Origin of the sequence: Planomonospora sp. ID67723 (assembly GCF_015711605.1) — a bacterium.
Lineage (GTDB): Bacteria > Actinomycetota > Actinomycetes > Streptosporangiales > Streptosporangiaceae > Planomonospora_A.
The window spans coordinates 2,380,615-2,397,029 of sequence record NZ_JABTEZ010000001.1 but is presented as its reverse complement, the minus strand read 5'-3'; the positions used below and the strand labels follow the sequence as shown (position 1 = coordinate 2,397,029).

The 16,415-nt window shown below is 73.9% G+C and carries 12 protein-coding genes; 6 read left to right on the top strand and 6 right to left on the bottom strand.

Going from position 1 to position 16,415, the window contains the following annotated elements; translation table 11 throughout:
- Positions 1-309: 309 nt before the first annotated feature.
- On the bottom strand, positions 310-1,272 hold the full coding sequence (gene thrB / locus HS041_RS11125) for a homoserine kinase (protein WP_196440380.1): 963 nt from the start codon (positions 1,270-1,272) through the stop codon (positions 310-312).
- 52 nt (positions 1,273-1,324) lie between these two features.
- Entirely contained in the window at positions 1,325-2,383 is a 1,059-nt protein-coding gene (gene thrC, locus HS041_RS11120; RefSeq protein ID WP_196440379.1) for a threonine synthase, read from the bottom strand.
- Between the two features lie 176 nt (positions 2,384-2,559).
- Between thrC and HS041_RS11115 the strand changes: the two genes are divergently transcribed.
- Positions 2,560-4,161 carry a glycosyltransferase gene (locus tag HS041_RS11115; RefSeq protein ID WP_230878523.1) on the top strand — a complete coding sequence of 534 codons (1,602 nt, stop codon included), beginning with the start codon at positions 2,560-2,562 and terminating at the stop codon, positions 4,159-4,161.
- 53 nt (positions 4,162-4,214) lie between these two features.
- Here the strand turns inward: HS041_RS11115 and HS041_RS11110 are convergent, their stop codons facing one another.
- Complete coding sequence (locus HS041_RS11110; protein WP_196440378.1) at positions 4,215-5,543, bottom strand: MFS transporter; 1,329 nt, start codon at positions 5,541-5,543, stop codon at positions 4,215-4,217.
- Between the two features lie 91 nt (positions 5,544-5,634).
- On the opposite strand from HS041_RS11110, the gene HS041_RS11105 reads away from it, so the two are divergent.
- Positions 5,635-6,432 carry an SAM-dependent methyltransferase gene (locus HS041_RS11105; protein ID WP_196440377.1) on the top strand — a complete coding sequence of 266 codons (798 nt, stop codon included), beginning with the start codon at positions 5,635-5,637 and terminating at the stop codon, positions 6,430-6,432.
- Here HS041_RS11105 and HS041_RS11100 read toward each other — a convergent pair.
- Positions 6,416-8,053 carry a glycosyltransferase family 2 protein gene (locus tag HS041_RS11100; RefSeq protein ID WP_196440376.1) on the bottom strand — a complete coding sequence of 546 codons (1,638 nt, stop codon included), beginning with the start codon at positions 8,051-8,053 and terminating at the stop codon, positions 6,416-6,418. The two genes, HS041_RS11105 and HS041_RS11100, sit on opposite strands and share 17 nt — an antisense overlap.
- Positions 8,050-9,189, bottom strand: a complete 1,140-nt coding sequence (locus tag HS041_RS11095; RefSeq protein ID WP_196440375.1) for a glycosyltransferase family 2 protein — start codon at positions 9,187-9,189, stop codon at positions 8,050-8,052. The genes HS041_RS11100 and HS041_RS11095 overlap by 4 nt, the downstream gene beginning before the upstream one ends.
- A gap of 292 nt (positions 9,190-9,481) precedes the next feature.
- Here HS041_RS11095 and HS041_RS11090 point away from each other — a divergent pair, with 292 nt between their 5' ends.
- From HS041_RS11090 to HS041_RS11075, 4 genes are read left to right on the top strand one after another with little or no spacing between them, the layout of a single operon-like run.
- Positions 9,482-9,994, top strand: coding sequence for a hypothetical protein (locus HS041_RS11090; protein ID WP_196440374.1), 513 nt, complete (start codon positions 9,482-9,484; stop codon positions 9,992-9,994).
- A complete protein-coding gene (locus tag HS041_RS11085; RefSeq protein WP_196440373.1) occupies positions 9,987-11,936 on the top strand; it encodes a glycosyltransferase family A protein in 1,950 nt (649 codons plus the stop codon). The genes HS041_RS11090 and HS041_RS11085 overlap by 8 nt, the downstream gene beginning before the upstream one ends.
- Positions 11,933-13,711: a glycosyltransferase family 2 protein gene (locus tag HS041_RS11080; protein WP_196440372.1), complete on the top strand. Its 1,779-nt coding sequence runs from the start codon at positions 11,933-11,935 to the stop codon at positions 13,709-13,711. Before HS041_RS11085 ends, HS041_RS11080 begins: the two co-directional genes overlap by 4 nt.
- Positions 13,701-15,374, top strand: a complete 1,674-nt coding sequence (locus HS041_RS11075) for a glycosyltransferase family 2 protein (protein ID WP_196440371.1) — start codon at positions 13,701-13,703, stop codon at positions 15,372-15,374. The genes HS041_RS11080 and HS041_RS11075 overlap by 11 nt, the downstream gene beginning before the upstream one ends.
- On the opposite strand, the gene HS041_RS11070 is transcribed toward HS041_RS11075, so the two are convergent.
- Positions 15,364-16,161, bottom strand: coding sequence for a polysaccharide deacetylase family protein (locus HS041_RS11070; RefSeq protein WP_196440370.1), 798 nt, complete (start codon positions 16,159-16,161; stop codon positions 15,364-15,366). The genes HS041_RS11075 and HS041_RS11070 overlap by 11 nt on opposite strands.
- Positions 16,162-16,415 lie beyond the last annotated feature (254 nt).

Here is a 16,415-nt window from a genome sequence, read left to right as displayed (position 1 = left end):
CCGTCACCATCGAGATTCGCCGACGGTGGGGCTTGGAGGACACCCCCCGGATTGCTACCGGCAACCAGATGTCGAGATGGTTCGAACGCGCATGTCCCTGAAACGCCGCCTCTCGCTGCCCCAACCGAATGTGGGCCATTCGGAGGCGACGGATTCGGGGAAACCACTGTGGCGCTCACACCCCGTGGAACAGGGCATGGTGCGACGATGTGTGGCTGACAAGCACGCGCCCGAAACGGGGGCACCTGGTGCGGCTCTCAGCCTAACATCACCAGCACACACAGCTATTCCCTGAAGGTCGAAGAGGCATCAGCGTGTCTCGGGAAAGGCAACGCGCGCACCGTGGGTTTCGACATCCAGTGGCTGGATGTGCCAGTCAGTACCCACTTCCGGTGCGATCAAATCCTGCGTATCCGCTGTCGAAAACGCAAGAACCGTGGGACCCGCCCCCGAGACGACCGCGGGCACCCCGGCGCCGCGCAGGCGTTTCACCAGATCGGCGGTGTCCGGCATGGCGGGCGCGCGGTAGTCCTGGTGCAGCCGGTCCTCGGTCGCGGCCAGGAGCAGCTCCCGTTCCGGCCGCCCGGTCAGCGCCGCGACCAGCAGCGCGGCCCGGCCGGCGTTCGCGGACGCGTCGGCGTGCGGCACGTCCTTGGGGAGCAGCCCCCTGGCAACCTCCGTGGACAGGCGGTTCCTGGGGACGACGGCCACGGGCCGGATGCCGGCGTGCGGGACCAGTTTCACCATACGCGGAACCCCGGCCTGCTCCATCCACGCGATCGTCAGCCCTCCCGCGATGCAGGGGGCGACGTTGTCGGGATGCCCCTCGATCTCGGTCGCCAGCGTGAGGGCGTAGCCGTCCGAGAGCACGCCCCCGGAGTCCTCCCGAACACCCGCGGCTCCGACGGACTCGGGGTAGGCCAGCGCCCGGGCCGCGAGGACGCCGGCGCAGATCGCCGACGAGGACGACCCGAGACCGCGCCCGTGCGGGATCCGGTTGCGGCAGACCAGCCTGATCCCGGCCGGCTGCCGTACCGCGAAGGCGTCGAAGGCGGCGCGCAGCGCCCGGACGACCAGGTGCCCCTCACCGGTGTCGAGCTCTCCCTCGCCCTCCCCCGTCACCTCGACGACCAGGCCCGGCGTCGAGGTGATCTCGACCTCCACCTCGTCGTGGAGGCCGAGCGCAAGCCCGAGCGAGTCGAATCCCGGCCCCAGGTTGGCGCTGGTCGCGGGGGTCCGGACGACGACCCTGCCGCCATGGATATTGATCATTCATCTCCTTGTGGCTCGCCGTGCCGCGCCGGCAGGCGAGGACGGGACCGGGTCAGGCGAGCTCGAGCGCGGAGGCCGCAGCGTGGGCGTCGATGGGGATCGTGAGCGGGGTGGGGGCGCCGGAGATGGCCCAGTCGGGGTCCTTGAGACCGTTGCCCGTCACGGTGCAGACGATGCGCTGGCCGGGCTCGACCAGGCCCTGCTCGTGGGCCTGGAGCAGGCCGGCCACGCTCGCCGCGGAGGCGAGCTCGACGAACACGCCCTCCTCCTGCGCCAGCAGCTTGTAGGCGGCGGCGATCTGCCGGTCGGTGACGGCCTGGATGACGCCGCCGGACTCGTCGCGCGCGGCCTCGGCGAGCTGCCAGGAGGCGGGGTTGCCGATGCGGATCGCGGTGGCGATCGTGTGCGGGTGGGTCACCGGGGCGCCGTTGACGATCGGCGCGGAGCCGCTCGCCTGGAAGCCGAACATCCGGGGCGTCTTCGTGGCGACGCCGTCCCCGGCGTACTCGGTGTAGCCCATCCAGTAGGCCGAGATGTTGCCGGCGTTGCCGACGGGGATGCAGTGGATGTCGGGCGCGTCGCCGAGGGTGTCCACGATCTCGAAGGCGGCGGTCTTCTGGCCTTGGAGCCGGAACGGGTTCACCGAGTTGACCAGCGCGATGGGGTAGTTCTCCGAGAGCTTCCTGGTCATCTCCAGGCAGTCGTCGAACGAGCCCTCGACCTGCAGCAGCCTCGCGCCGTGGACCAGCGCCTGGGCCAGCTTGCCCATCGCGATCTTGCCCCGGGGCACGAGCACGGCGCAGGTCAGGCCCGCGCGGACCGCGTAGGCGGCGGCGGAGGCGCTGGTGTTGCCGGTTGAGGCGCAGATGACGGCCTTCGCGCCGTCCTCGACGGCCTTGCTGATGGCCATCGTCATGCCGCGGTCCTTGAAGCTGCCGGTCGGGTTCAGGCCCTCGACCTTCAGGTAGACGTCGCAGCCGGTCAGCGCGGAGACCCGGTGCGCCGGGACGAGCGGCGTGCCGCCCTCCAGGAGGGTGACGACGGGCGTCGCCGTGGTCACCGGAAGTCGGTCACGGTACTCCTCGATGAGGCCACGCCACGCCCTGGTCATGATTGCTCCTCCCGCGCACGGCTGGCGGTGCGCGTTCTACCTGCGGTGTTGGGCACCGAGTCTACGGGCAACCGTCTGGCCCCCGGGATCCGATGTCCACCAACTGGACATCTCAGGCGTCCTCCAGGGAAGGCTCTCAGAGAACACTAAGGAACCGCGGGTAAGGTCGACAGGTCTTGACGAGCGGGAACGCGGACAAGGGGCACGACATCATGACGGGCGGAGCGGCGATCGGCCTGCCCTCGGGACGGTACGACCACCACCCGGCGCCGGGTCCTCCCGCGATCCGGCACAACGACTACTCCCCGCTGGACCCGCCCGCGATCGGCGCCTGGGCTCCCTCCCTGCCGGTGAGCGTGGTCATCCCCGCGTACGGCGGGCAGCACCGCCTCGACCTGACCCTCGCCGCGCTGGCCGCGCAGACCTATCCGGACCACCTCATGGAGGTGATCGTGGTCGACGACGGCAGCGAGCCGCCGCTGCGCCTGCCGGAGATCGTCCCGCCGGCGACCCGGATCGTCGCCGCGGCCCCCGGAGGCTGGGGCATCGCGCACGCGTTCAACAGCGGCGCCGCCCTCGCCGACGGCCGCATCCTGCAGCGTCTCGACGCCGACATGCTCGTCTGCCGCGAGCACATCGAGGCGCTGGCCCGCTGGCACCACCTGGCCGGCCACCTGGTCACCATCGGCGCGAAGAGGTTCGTCGAGGAGCCCGCGCTGACACCCGCCGGGATCCACGAGGCCGTGCGCGCGGGCTCGGTGGAGTCCGTCGTCGACCTGTCCGGGGCGCTCAACAGCTCCACCGAGCAGACGATCGCCCGCACCAACGGCCTGCGCAGCAGCCGCAACCCCTACCATGTGTGCACCGGGCCGACGATCTCGATGCACCGGGAGGTCTTCCGCGCCGTGGGCGGTTTCGACCCCGCCGTGCCGCGGGGCGAGGACACCGAGCTCGCCTACCGGCTGGCCCAGCACGGCGTGGTCTTCATCCCCGACATGGAGGCCCAGGCGGTGCATCTCGGGCTTCCCGCGCAGCGCCGCGACCGGCAGCGGGCGGTCCGCGCGGTCGCCCCCTATCTGGCCCACCGGGTGCCGCTCCGCCGGGACCTGCGCAAGGACCGGGGACGGCAGTGGCTGGTGCCGTACGTCGAGGTGGTCCTGCACGTGGGCGAGGCGACCGAGGAGCAGGTGCGCAGGGCGGTGGGGGCCGCTCTGGAGGGATCGGTGAGCGACGTGGTGGTCACCCTGGTCGCCCCCTGGTCGCGGCTGCCGGAGGGGCGCCGCCGGGTGCTCGACGACCCCGCCTTCGAACTGCGCCTGATGCGCGAGCACTTCGCCCACGACGAGCGGGTGCGGCTGGCCGACGAGGTCTCCCCCACCCCCGCGCCGATCCCGTTCCGCTACACGGGCCCGGTCTCGGTCCCGCTGGGCCGCGACTGCCTGGAGCGGATGATCGGCGCGATCCAGGAGGACCGGTCGGGGCTCCTGGTGGTCGACCTCTCCGATGACGGCACGGCCGCGCTGGAGCGGACCGAGGCGCTGGGCCGGGCCCGGCTGCTCGGTGCGGACGATGTGGTCGCCTCGATCAAGGACACCCACGGTGTACGGCACGGCACGCGGGCGGAGTTCTGGCCGCCCCAGCGGCCCGCCGCCGGGAGGCCTGCGACGAGGAGGCCGGAAGCGGCCGGGCGCGCCCCCGCGAGCCGGTCCGCGGGTCCCGCGCCCGGGGAGCCGCGCTCCCTGCTGGCCCGCCTCCGCGACGCGATCCGCGCGGACTAGCTGCACTGACCGCAGAGGTTGGGTACGGGCGCCGGACCGCGGCCCGGCGCCCGTCACGCCGGAGCGGTGACGGGCGTGTCGTCCTGCTCGGACAGGGGCGCGACGCGGTGCCGTACCGCGAGCCCGAACGCCACGACGAGCAGGCCCGCGACGCCCGCGACCACGAACGGCGCGGCGGGCCGCCAGGCGTCGTAGAGGTAGCCGCCGAGGCCGGAGACGGTGAGGATGCCGACCGCTCCGCAGAGGGTCTGCACGCCGTAGGCGGAGCCCCGTACGGAGGCGGGGGCCTGCTGGGCCAGGAGCGGCCCGGCGGTGGTGATCACCGCGATCTCGCCCAGGCCCACGAGCACGGCCGTGACCATCATCCCGGAACCGAGCGGGTCGGAGACCAGGAGTGTGGACAGGTACGCCGCGGCGGCGAGGGCCTGGGCGAGGATGACCACGTCCTGGCGGCGCATCCGGTCGCCGAGCCAGCCGAACAGGGGGGCGGCGAGCATGGCCGTGGTCTGCGCGATCCCGACCACGGCCCCGGCCCTGGCCAGCGCCTCGGCGCCGGACAGTCCGCCCTCGGTGCGGGCGTGGTCGGCCACCCACAGGGACATGAACCCCGCGACGACGGCCAGGTCGGCGCGGGCCACGAACCCCGCGGCGTACGACAGGGCGACCCCGGGGTCGCGGGCCAGCGCGAGGCCCTCCCGGACCAGCCGGACCAGCCGGACGCGCTCGGCGGCGGCGCTCACCCGCCGCTTCGAGAGGGTGAACCACATCAGGACGCCGACTGCCAGGACGACCGCCGCGATGATCAGGAACGAGAGCCGGGCCGCGGTGACGGGGGCCGTCCCCCCGTCCTCCAGGATCTTGGGGAGCCGGACGAGGGCCAGCACCGCGACCATCGCGCCGAGCCCGCTGAACAGGCCGATCAGGCCGTAGGACCGCCCCCGCGAGGAGTCCCGGACGTAGTCGATGGCCACCGTGGAGAGCATGCCGCTCAGCGCGGCGACGCCGAGGGCGAAGACCACCCGCAGCGCGACGAGCACGGTGGTGTTCCCGGCGAAGGGGAACAGCGCGGCGCCGAGCGCGCACAGGACGAAACCGGCCAGCACGACGGGCCGCCTGCCGTACCGGTCGGCCAGCGCGCCGTACCAGGCCAGGCTCGCGATCATCGCGATCTCGGCCGCGACCCCGAGCAGACCCACGATCTTTCCCTGGTCGCCCTTGGCCACGCCGAGGACGCCGCTGAGGATGTACGGCTGCGCGGCGGGCAGGAAGGAGATCACCGCCGTCGCGGCGAACGCCATGGACAGACAGGCCCACATGTTGCCGCGGCCGATGCCGTCGGCGAGGTCGAGACCGAGGACGCGGCGCGGGGGGGAGGCGGCCATGGCGTGATCTTGCCAGCTCGGTGGTCACTTCTCCAGTGTTCAAGTGGCTATGATCACGACAGTTCAAGAAATGTTGTCATTGGAGCGGCACGTGACCGAGCAGCCCCCCATCGGCATCCAGACGCACATCCCCAACATCGCGCGAATGTACGACTACTTCCTGGGCGGCAAGGACAACTTCCCCGCCGACCGGGAGGCCGCCGAGAAGGCGCTCGCCGTCATCCCGGAGATCCGCCACAGCGCCCGGTCCAACCGCGCCTTCCTCCAGCGCGCCGTCGGCTTCCTCGCCGAGCAGGGCATCGACCAGTTCCTCGACATCGGCGCGGGGCTGCCCACCCAGGACAACGTCCACCAGGTCGCCCCCGGCGCCCGGGTGGTCTACGTCGACAACGACCCCACGGTGCTGGTCCACGGCCGGGCCATCCTGGGCAAGAACGAGCGGGTGTCCATCGTCGAGGGGGACCTGCGCCGTCCCAAGGAGATCCTCGACAATCCGGACGTCCGCGCGGCGATCGACTTCGGGCGGCCGGTGGCGGTCCTCCTGCTGGCGATCATGCACTTCATCCCGGACGAGCACGGCCCCGAACGCATCATCGCCGAGTTCCGCTCGGCCCTGGCGCCCGGCAGCTACCTGGCCATGTCCCACGTCGTGATCGACGCCCGGCCCGAGGCGGCCGAGGGGATCACGCAGGTCTACGACCGGGCGTCCTCGCCCTTCGTGCCGCGGACGAGCAGGGAGGTCATCCGGTTGTTCGACGGCTTCGAGCTGGTCGACCCCGGCATGGTCAACCTTCCCGAGTGGCGTCCCGCGCCCGGCGACGCGGTGCCCTACCGGAACGTCGGCGACTACTTCCTCGGCGGGGTCGGCCTGGTCACCGGCGACGGGTGATGACCCGCTTCACGGAGGAGAGCAGCCCGTACTGCACGACCTTCCGGGCCGCCGCGAGTTCCTTGCGCAGCGCGCCGACCTCCCGCCTGAGCTCCACCGCGCTCTTGCGCCAGCGGCCGGACTCCTCGCGCCACCGCAGCACCTGACCGCGGAGCCGCTCGACCTCCTTGGTGAGCCGGGCCACCTCGGCCTCGGCCTCGGCCCGCGCCCGGTAGGCGCTGCGGCGGCCGGTGAGCGGGCGGGCCTCGGCCGTGAACCCGTAGGTCTGGCCGTCCACCCAGAACGTGCCGAAGGTGTCCTCCACGGCGTCGTCGAGGTCCTCGTCCTCCCGCAGCACGATCGCCGCGCGGGCGAACGCGGCGGTGCGCTCCAGCCTCGCCGCGACGACCTCTCTGCCGGGCCCCTCCGCCAGCAGCACCGAGACCAGGCCGTACCCCCCGTCCCCGGCCAGGTCGAGCAGCCGGGCGAGGCTGTCCTCCCCCGGCACCCACCCCGCGGGCAGCCTGAGCCGGTACGGCGCCGCGCCCCGGGCGCCGGAGGCCGTCCGCACCCTGGGCTCGTGGGCGTAGTGGCCCCGGATCAGCACCAGGTCGAGGTCGGGGTTGCGCAGCGGGGCGCGGCCCTCGGCCCGCACGTCGTCCCAGGGACCGACGATCGTCACCGCGACGTCGGGGACCGTTCCCGCGAGCACCGCGTCCACGGTGGCCCGGACCTCGTCGTAACCCGGCCCCCGGTCGCGCCCGGCCTCGACGACCACTTCCAGGTAGGGGACCTTCCAGTTCCGGTTCGGGTGGGAGCGGAGCCAGCGGTAGGCGGGGATGCGGTCGGCGACGAACGCGTGGCTCACCCGGTCGATCGGGGCCTTGCCGCGCATCCGCATGGTCGGGCCGAGGTGGAAGGCGCGGGCCAGCGGCTCGGGTACGAAGACCGCGCCCGCCTGGGCCAGCCGGTAGCCCATCTCGGTGTCCTGGCCGAGGATGAGATCGGTGTCCATCGGCCCCGCCTGGGCCAGCAGGGCGGCGTTGACCGAGGTGGCGCCGCCCACGTGGAGGCTGAACGCGCGGCCCGGGTTGTCGGTGAGGCCGTCGGTCCGCTCGATCAGGTCCACCAGCCAGGCGTGCGGCTCGGCGGGCTCGAAGAGCTTGGCCAGGTCGTCGGCGGCGGCGACCACCTCGGGCGCGGGCAGCGCGGCCGGGGTGAAGCGCAGGTATCCGGTCACCACGAGGTACGGCGCCGCGTGGTGCCAGCGCATGTGGGCCTCGACCGAACGGCGGTCCAGGACGACGTCGGAGTCCAGCCAGTGGATCACGTCGCCGCCCGCCTCCCGGAGCCCGGCGTTGCGGGCGTGGGCCCGGCCCGGGACGGGGCAGGTCACCAGGCGGGTGCCGGGCGGGCGGAGCTCGGGCAGGCGCAGCGGCGGCTCGCTGCCGTTGTCCACCACGATGACCTCGGTGAGCTCGGCCGGGTAGCTCTGCCCGGCCAGCCCGGCGAGCGCCAGGTCGAGTTTGTCCTGGTCCCCGTAGGCGGGGATGACCACGCTGACCCGCAGCGACGGAGTCCAGGCCCCCAGCTCGGGCGGGGTGAGGCTGCGGTAGTCGTTGCCCACGATGCGTGCTGTCATGACATTTCCAGAATCAGGCTGGGGCGGAATCCCCGCCACTGGTTCGACGCGACGCGCAGGAAGTGGGCGAGGGGGAGCCTCCAGGTGTGCTCGGCGCCCGCCGAGCGGCGCAGCACGTACCCCAGGCCGTGGGTGCGGTAGATGCGTGCCCCGGCGGAGCCGGCCGCCTTCAGGAAGGCCGCGTCCACCCCTGCGGACAGGGCGGGGAAGCCCCCGCTCCGGCGGAACCGCTCCCGGTCCAGCAGGATCGTGCCCCCCGCCACGTGGTCGGACCAGACCTCGCTGGTGTAGTCGGTGCGCCGGACCGTGACGTCCAGGGGCTCCAGGTAGAAGAACTCGGCCGCGGTCCCCACGATGTCCGCCCCGGAGTAGGAGCGGGCGAGCAGGAGGTCGGACAGGTGCTCGGGACCGTACCAGTCGTCGTCGTCCCACTTGGCGACGTAGTCGCCGGACGCCAGGGCGGCGGCCAGGTTGAGCACCTCCCCGAACGGCGTCGCGGCGCCGGCCTCGACCACGGTGACGGGGAGGGGGCAGCTCCCGAGCGCCCGCCGTACCGCCTCGTGGCCGGCGGGGACGCCGTGCAGGCCCAGCAGGACTTCGGTCTCCACCCCGCGCTGCCGGGCGATCTGGGCGAGCGCGGTCTCCAGCAGATGCGGGCGCATGCTGGACATCACGACGCTGACCTTCGGCGTGCCCGTCCGATCGCCCCCCGCCCGCCTCCGGTGGGCGAGGCCGTGGCGGCGCAGCCGAACGCTGTGCTCCTCGCGCCGCAGGTCCGCCGTGCAGCGCGGTGTGGCCTGCGAGGTCTCGGCGAGCCAGCCGCCGTCGGCGAGGAGCTCCGCGAGCACGGGATCGGCCCGCACGGCCCAGGAGGGGACCTCCTCCGCGTGCAGCGGCACGCCGGCCGCGGCGAGGTCGAGCAGCCCGGGGAGGGACCGCGCCCCCTGCTCCGCGTCCTCGGGCCAGCGCACGCGCAGGCCGCGCAGCGAGCGCAGCTCTCCCGCGGGAACCTCCGGGAGAACCGCCCACCGGCCGTCCGTCCAGCGCAGGTCGGCGGTCCCGGCCGACGGGGTCCGCACGAAGCCCTGGGGGCTCGGACCGGCCTCGTGCGAGCCGAGGCCGATGACAGCTGCCATGGGGATGGTTCCTGACTACGCGGCGTCTCGCGCGGATTCGTCACTGTACGAGCGCCAACTTTAGCTAAGCCCAGAATCACCCAATGCCATGATCCACCAGACCCTTCTTTACCTATTTCACAGCACTTCTCCAGGTTCCTTCAAGGACAAAACATCCCTGAAGCCACTTCACTCGACTAAAATCACGCAAGTCTCACCCTGTCGGCCGCGCCCCGCGGTCCGGGGTCCCGCCGCCTCCCCCGTCCCGAAAGGTCCGTTCATGCGTTCTATGACGCCTCGTCGTCTTGGCGTGATGATCGCGGCTCTGGGGGCCGCCGGAGGCTCGGCTCTCCTCGCGCTGGTCCTCACCGGCGCCCTGGACGCCGCCACCGCGGTTCAGCTCGCCCTGGCCTTCGCCGCGCTCGGCCTGCTGGGCATGAACCTGCTGGCCGTCCGGCGGGCCGACGGCAAGGTCCTCCGCCTGGACCGCAAGGTCGTGGCCCTGAACCAGCGATTCGAGCCCGCGCGCGCCGACATCAGGGGGCTCCGCTCCGACCTGGCCCGGCTGACCGCGGCCGTCGACCGGCTGGACACGTCCGTACGCCAGGTGGAGACCCGCACCGCCACGAGCGCCACCAGCATCCTGGGCGCGCTCGGCGAGGACCGGATCGAGGCGATGAGCCGCAGCTCCGCCCATGCCGGCCTGCTCCTGGAGATCGGTTCCGAGCTTCGCGAGCGCGTCGCCCCGGCGATCTACCGGCTCTCCCGCGAGCTCGACCCCGGACCGGACGAGGACCCCGGCGTCCGCGGGGGGCGGCATGGGTGACCAGACGACCGACCGGCTGGTCTCCTCCCTCCTGAAGGACCCCGGCGCACTGCTCCTGTGCCACGTGGGGTTCGACGAGGCCCCCTGCGCCCGGGCCGCGGGCCGCCCGGAGGTCACGATCGTGGACCTCGACACCGTCCCGGTCGGCGCGCCCCTCGGAGGGTCCCCCGTCGCCCGGGTCGCCGTGCTCGCGCGCACGCTCACGGACCTGCGCCGGGCGGTCACCCTGCACGCGCTGCTGCCCAAGGCCCTGCGCACCACCGTCATGGTGGCCCGCACGCCGCACCTGCGCCACGCGCCGCTCGCCGCGGCCTCCGCCCACGTCAACTGGCGCACCGTCCAAGATTGGCGGGTCACCCGCGTCGGCGAGCGCTCCTGGTCGGTGGACGCCCGGTTCTCCGGCCACATGCAGGCCGGGCAGGTCCTGCTCACCGCGGCCCGCGCCTTCACCCCGGGCCGCCCGGACACGATGCCCCAGCCGGTCGCCGCCCTCGCCGGGAGCGGGGTCGCGCACTGGCGCCCGGCCGACCCCAACGCCACGCTGGCGGACGTGACCGGTCCGGTGCCCGCCCGGCCCGCCGCCCCGGGCTGCGATCTCGCGCTGCGGACCGTCGGTGACGGGACCGGCGAATGGTCCGACCCGGAGGTGACCGCCGCCGAGCGGCCCGGACCCGGCATGACCGACTGGGCCAGGTTCGGCCGGCCGGGCGGCCGCGATCTCGGCGCGGGCCTCGACCTGTCGGGCCCGTCGGCGGTGCCGCCGGTGGACGAGCGCTCGGTGAACCCGGCCGGCTTCTCCGCCGCGCCGGAGCTCGGGATCGCGCGCCTCACCCAGGAGTCCGGCCGCTGGCACGTCGTGCTCGACGGCGTCGGCCTGGTCGCCTTCGCCGCGTCCGGCTGCGTCACCGATGACGACGTCGCCCGGCTCCGCCCGCTGCGCGGGATCTCCGTCGACTGGCGTCCCGCCCACACCGGCCCCGTCGCCGCCGCCCGCGTCATCACCGGCCTCGCCGCCGCCGGAGTCCCGCTGACCGGCCCGGGCGTGCCCACCTGGGCGGCTCCCCTGCTCGGCGGGCGGCTCGCCGAACTGCTCGGAAGCGCGACCCCCGAGCGACTGGCCGACGACCTCCACCGGCAGGAGCACAGCGTCGAGCTGCGCCGCTGCGCGTTGCGCACGCACGGCAGCCGGGCCCGGTGGGAGCAGCTCGCCGCCGAGGCCGGCCTCCCCCGCCCCGCCGCGCCCTCGGTCTCGGTGCTGCTGGCCACCCGCCGGCCGGACATGGTGCCCTTCGCCCTGTCCCAGGTCGCCCGGCAGCGCGGCGTCGACCTGGAGCTGGTGCTGTCCCTGCACGGCATCTCCGCCTCCGCCCCCGGCGTCGCCGAGGCCGTCGCCGCCTTCCCCCACCCGGTGACCGTGTACGAGGCCGACGCGGGCCTGCCGTTCGGCACGGTGCTCAACGAGGCGGCCGCCCGGGCCTCGGGGGCGTTCCTCACCAAGATGGACGACGACGACTGGTACGGCCCCGACCACCTGGCCGACCAGCACCTCGCCCTCCTGTACACCGGCGCCGACCTGACCGGGACCCCGGCCGAGTTCGTCTACCTGGAGCAGATCGACACGACCGTGCAACGCCACTGGAACACCGAGACCTGGCAGAACTTCGTCGCGGGCGGCACCCTGTTCATGCCCAGGAACGTCTTCGAGGACGTCGGGGGCTTCCGGCCCATCGGTCTCACCGAGGACGGGCAACTGCTGCAGGCCGTCCAGCAGGCCGGCGGGCGGATCTACCAGGGCCACGGGCTCGGCTACATCCTGCGCCGCCAGCCGTCCTCCGGGCACACCTGGAAGGCCCCGATCGGCAACTTCCTCGACCGGAAGACGGTCCGGCAGTGGCGGGGCTTCCACCCCGGCCGGCTGATGGAACCGGACGGCCCCCGATGACGGAACGGCCTCCCCTGACGGGACCGCCCGGACCGGGACTCCCCGCCGCGGGGCGGCTCCCGGCCGCCGGCGGCCAGCCGCGCGTCCGGCTCAACGACCACGGCTCGCTCACGCCCCCCGAGCTCGGGTGCTGGACGCCGAGCCGTACCGTCAGCGTCGTCATCCCCGCCTACCGCTGTCAGGAGACCCTCGACCTCACACTCGCGGCGCTCGCCGGGCAGAGCTACCCGGCGCACCTGACCGAGGTGATCGTCGTGGACGACGGCGGCGGGCCCGCCCTGCGGCTGGGCGAGATCCGTCCGGAGAACACCCGGATCATCCCCAGCCGCCCGGGCGGCTGGGGCCGCGCGTGGGCCTGCCAGACCGGCGCCGACGCGGCCGGAGGCGAGGTGATCCACTGGCTCGACGCCGACATGGTGCCCTTCCGCGAGCACGTCGAGGCCCAGCTGCGCTGGCACCACCTCGCCGACTACCTCGTGGTGCTCGGCTCGCTGAAGTTCGTCGACCTGGCCGCGGGCCTGCCCTCGCCCCGGGAGGTCCACGAGGCGGTCGCGGGCGACTGGGCGGAGAAGCTCCTCGACCAGAACGCCACCGAGCCGCACGGCTGGGTCGAGGAGTTCCTCGCCCGCACCGACGACCTGCGCGACTGCCCGATCGACGCCTACAACGTGCACTGCGGGGCCACCGCCTCGGTCACCGCCCGGCTGCTGCGGGCGGCCGGGGGGATGGACACCTCCCTGGTCCTGGGCGAGGACACCGAACTCGGCTACCGGCTCTCCCAGAGGGGCGCGGTGTTCGTCCCCGAGGCCCGGGCGCGCAGCCGCCACCTGGGGCTGCACACCGTCGGCACCCGCGAGGCGGAGGTCAAGCGGCACAACTGGCCGCTGCTGGCCGAACGGGTCCCCGAGCTGCGCTGGCTGCGGACCCATCCCAGCCGCCGCAGGCTGGTGCCGTACGTGGACGTGGTGGTGAACGCCGCCGGCGCCCGCTACGAGGACGTCCGCGCGACGGTGGACGGCGTTCTGGCCTCGACCCTGCCCGACGTCGCGGTGACGCTCGCCGGCCCCTGGAGCACGCTCACCTCGCACCGGCGTTCCCCGCTCGACGACCCGCTGCTGGATCTGCGGCTGGCCCGCGCCACCTACGAGCACGACGGCAGGGTCTCCTTCGCCGAGGAGCCGGGCGAGGACTCCGCGCCCGCGATGTTCCGGTTCCTGCTGCCGGCCGGCTGGGTGCCGGGCCCCGACAGCCTGCGGCGGCTGACCGCCGACGCGGACACCGACTGCGCGGGCGTGGTCGACGTCGTCCTGGACGGCCACGACGACCTGGTGACGGCGCGACTGGAGCGGACCGCCGCCATGACCCGCGCCCGGCTGCTCGCCGCCGAGGGCGAGGCACTGGACGACGTGGTCCACGTGACGTTCGGCGTCCGCTGGACCAGCGGCGAGATGTGGGACTTCCTGCCGGCCTCGGCCGCCGCGAAGCCCAGCACCTCGCGCTCGAACGCCGAGACCGACCGGCTGCGGGGTGAGGCGGCGAGGTGGAAGGCCGAGGCCGCCCGGTGGAAGGCCGAGGCCGCCGGGCACCGCGAGGAGGCGGCGAGGTGGAAGGCCGAGGCCTCCCGGTGGCGCCGGTCGGCCGTGCAGTGGCGGCGCGAACTGGCCCAGTTGCGCAGGCTCCGCCACCGCTGGCGGCGCAAGCTCACCGAGCGCGCCCCGTTCCTGCGCGCCGTCGGCAGGACCGTGCGCCGGTCCCGGATCACCGATGACGGCTGAGGTCCGCGCCACGATCGGCGAGGTGCTCGCCCCCTCCCGGCTGGCGAGCGCCCTGGTGGCCTGCGCGGGTTTCCCCCGCCCCGCCGAGACCGTCGGCCCCCTGCCGCCCACCGCCCGCCTGCTCGACCTCGACCGGCCGCAGACGCCCCCCTTCCCCGTGGAGGCCGTGACATCGTCCTCCCTTCCGGCGGGAGCGGTTCCGGAGGTCTCCGCGCAGGAGGGGACCGGGCCGTCCCCCTCCCTGGTGGACGGGGTGGCGGTGATCGTCAGGACCCCCGCAGACCTGCGCCGGGTCGCGGCGGGCACGCTCCGGCTGCCCTCGGCCCGGCTGCTGGTGGTGCACGTCGTGGAGGCCCCGCAGTGGCATGGCCCGCCCTCCCCCGTGGCCGGCACGGGTTTCGCCACCCGGGCCCTCGACTCGCTCCGGCTGGCCGCGCACGGTGAGTCCGGCTGGATCGCCGAGGCGCGCTTCCGGGTGCCCGTCCCGGTCGCGGCCGTCCTCACCTCGATGGCGGGCGCCCCGGTCCCGCGGGCGGGCGAGCGGCCGTCCCGCCCGCCCCTCTCCGTGGACGAGCTGGTGGTCAACCCCGCCGGGTTCTCGGCCGCGCCGGAGCTGGGCGTCGCCGATCTCGTACGGCGCGCGGACGGCTGGGAGGTCGTGCTCGACGGCGGGCCGGTGACAGCGTTCCCCGGCCGGGTCACCGATGTCGACGTGGCCCGGCTCCGCCCGCTGCGCGCCGTACGCGTCGAATGGGCCGACGGCGAGCCCGATCCCGTGGACGTCGTCGTCGCCCTGGCCGCCGCCGGGGTTCCGCTGCTCACCTCGCGGATCCCCGCCGAAGCCCGCTCCGCGCTCGGCGAGGAGACGGCCCGCCTGATCGGCGCCTCCTCCCCCGAACTGCTCTCCGACGACCTCCGCCGCGAGGAGCACAGCATCGAGCTGCGCCGCACCGCCCTGCTCGCGCACGGCCGCCGCGCCCCGGCCCGCCCCCCGGAGGTCTCGGTGCTGCTGGCCACGCGGCGGCCGGAGATGCTGGGCTTCGCGCTCTCCCAGATCGCCCGGCAGCGCCTGGTCGACGTCGAGGTCGTACTCGCCGCCCACGGCTTCTCCCCCGGTGACGTCTCCGGGGCGGGGCCGTACCCGGTGACCGTGGTCGAGACGGACGCGACGACGCCCTTCGGCGAGGTGCTCAACCTGGCCGCCGCCCGGGCGGGCGGCGACTACCTCGCCAAGTGGGACGACGACGACTGGTACGGCCCGCACCACCTGGCCGACCTGCACCTGGCCCGCCTCTGCACCGGGGCCGAGGTCACCGGCACGCCGGCCGAGCTGTTCTACCTCCAGGAGGCCGACACGACCGTCAGGCACCGGTGGGCCGGCGAGACGTGGCAGCCCTTCGTCGCGGGCGGCACAATATTCATGCCCCGGGACGTCTTCGGCGCGGTCGGCGGCTTCCGGCCCATCCCCAGGACGGTCGACGGCCAGATCCTCCAGGCGGTACGGCAGGCCGGGGGGCGGATCTACCAGACTCACGGCCTCGGTTTCATGATGCGCAGGGGCGAGCCCGGCCGCCACACCTGGCAGGAGCCGGCCGAGTGGTTCCTGGAGCGGGCCGTCGAGCGGTGGGACGGCTTCCGTCCCACCGCCACCCTCACCGGCTGACCGGGGCTCCGAACACGGCGCCGAAGGGTTTCACGGTCGTGCCGCGGCTCTTGCGGGTGGCCAGCCAGTCGAGGAAGGCGCCCAGGACGGCCGGAGAGGTCGAGTAGACGCCGCAGTCGTCGCAGACGCGGTGGAGCACCAGCGGCAGCAGCCCGCCGCCGCCCTTCTCTGCGTTGTAGACCTGCTGCTTGAGCTGGCGCAGCACGGTGGTGTCCCGGATCGAGCCGGGGGTGCGGACGCGGAAGGGGTCGCGCGGCGGAAGGGGCTCGGCGGCCGGGCAGGCGGGGCAGTCCCACAACCGGAGCCCGCCGACCGTGCGGGCCGCGCTGTAGCCGCACTGCCGGGCGGTGCGCATGGCGTCGGCGTCGACCGCGCCGAACGGGTAGGCCAGCGTGGTGACCCGGTGGCCCATGGCCAGCAGCGCCTTGCGGTCGTCGCAGATCTGCTCGCGCCGGCGCTCTGGCGTCAGCTCGGTCAGGCGGGTGTGGTCGAGGGTGTGCCCGCCGATCTCGTGGCCGGCCTCGGCGATGGCCCTGAGCTGACGGCGGGTCAGCTTGCGCTCGCCGCCGAGGGTGGCGCTGTTGACGTAGAAGGTGCCCCGCATGCCCCGCTCCCGGAGCATGTGCGCGGCCAGTACGTGGGTGGCGTCCCCGTCGTCGAAGGTGAGGGCGACGACCGTCTCCGGCCTCTCCGGCGCTCCGGCGCCCGACGCGTGAGCCGGGGCGCCGGGGGCGAGGAACAGGAGCAGTGCCGTCAGCGTCCCTGTGACGTACGCGGGGGTCTTCACGGCGGAGGCGTCCCTTCAGGGTCGGAGCGCAGGCGGTCGGCCCGGGAGCCCGGCGAGACGGCCTGACAGGACCATCGGTACAGCAAAGCACCATACCGGCGCATGACAGGCGTCTGACCATTCCCATACCAACCGCTCATACGGTTCCGGACCGCCGCGCCGGGCGGATCGCACGAACAGCCTGGATCAGGGCGTGTCGACCGCAGAAGGATCGGCGGTGCGAAATCCAGCGATGCCCCGTGATTTCGACCATC

Excerpts from the sequence above, each read along its gene's own strand:
- thrB (WP_196440380.1), bottom strand. The coding sequence starts at position 1,272 with ATGATCAATATCCATGGCGGCAGGGTCGTCGTCCGGACCCCCGCGACC.
- thrC (WP_196440379.1), bottom strand. The coding sequence starts at position 2,383 with ATGACCAGGGCGTGGCGTGGCCTCATCGAGGAGTACCGTGACCGACTT.
- HS041_RS11110 (WP_196440378.1), bottom strand. The coding sequence starts at position 5,543 with ATGGCCGCCTCCCCCCCGCGCCGCGTCCTCGGTCTCGACCTCGCCGAC.
- HS041_RS11100 (WP_196440376.1), bottom strand. The coding sequence starts at position 8,053 with ATGACAGCACGCATCGTGGGCAACGACTACCGCAGCCTCACCCCGCCC.
- HS041_RS11095 (WP_196440375.1), bottom strand. The coding sequence starts at position 9,189 with ATGGCAGCTGTCATCGGCCTCGGCTCGCACGAGGCCGGTCCGAGCCCC.
- HS041_RS11090 (WP_196440374.1), top strand. The coding sequence starts at position 9,482 with ATGATCGCGGCTCTGGGGGCCGCCGGAGGCTCGGCTCTCCTCGCGCTG.
- HS041_RS11085 (WP_196440373.1), top strand. The coding sequence starts at position 9,987 with ATGGGTGACCAGACGACCGACCGGCTGGTCTCCTCCCTCCTGAAGGAC.
- HS041_RS11080 (WP_196440372.1), top strand. The coding sequence starts at position 11,933 with ATGACGGAACGGCCTCCCCTGACGGGACCGCCCGGACCGGGACTCCCC.
- HS041_RS11075 (WP_196440371.1), top strand. The coding sequence starts at position 13,701 with ATGACGGCTGAGGTCCGCGCCACGATCGGCGAGGTGCTCGCCCCCTCC.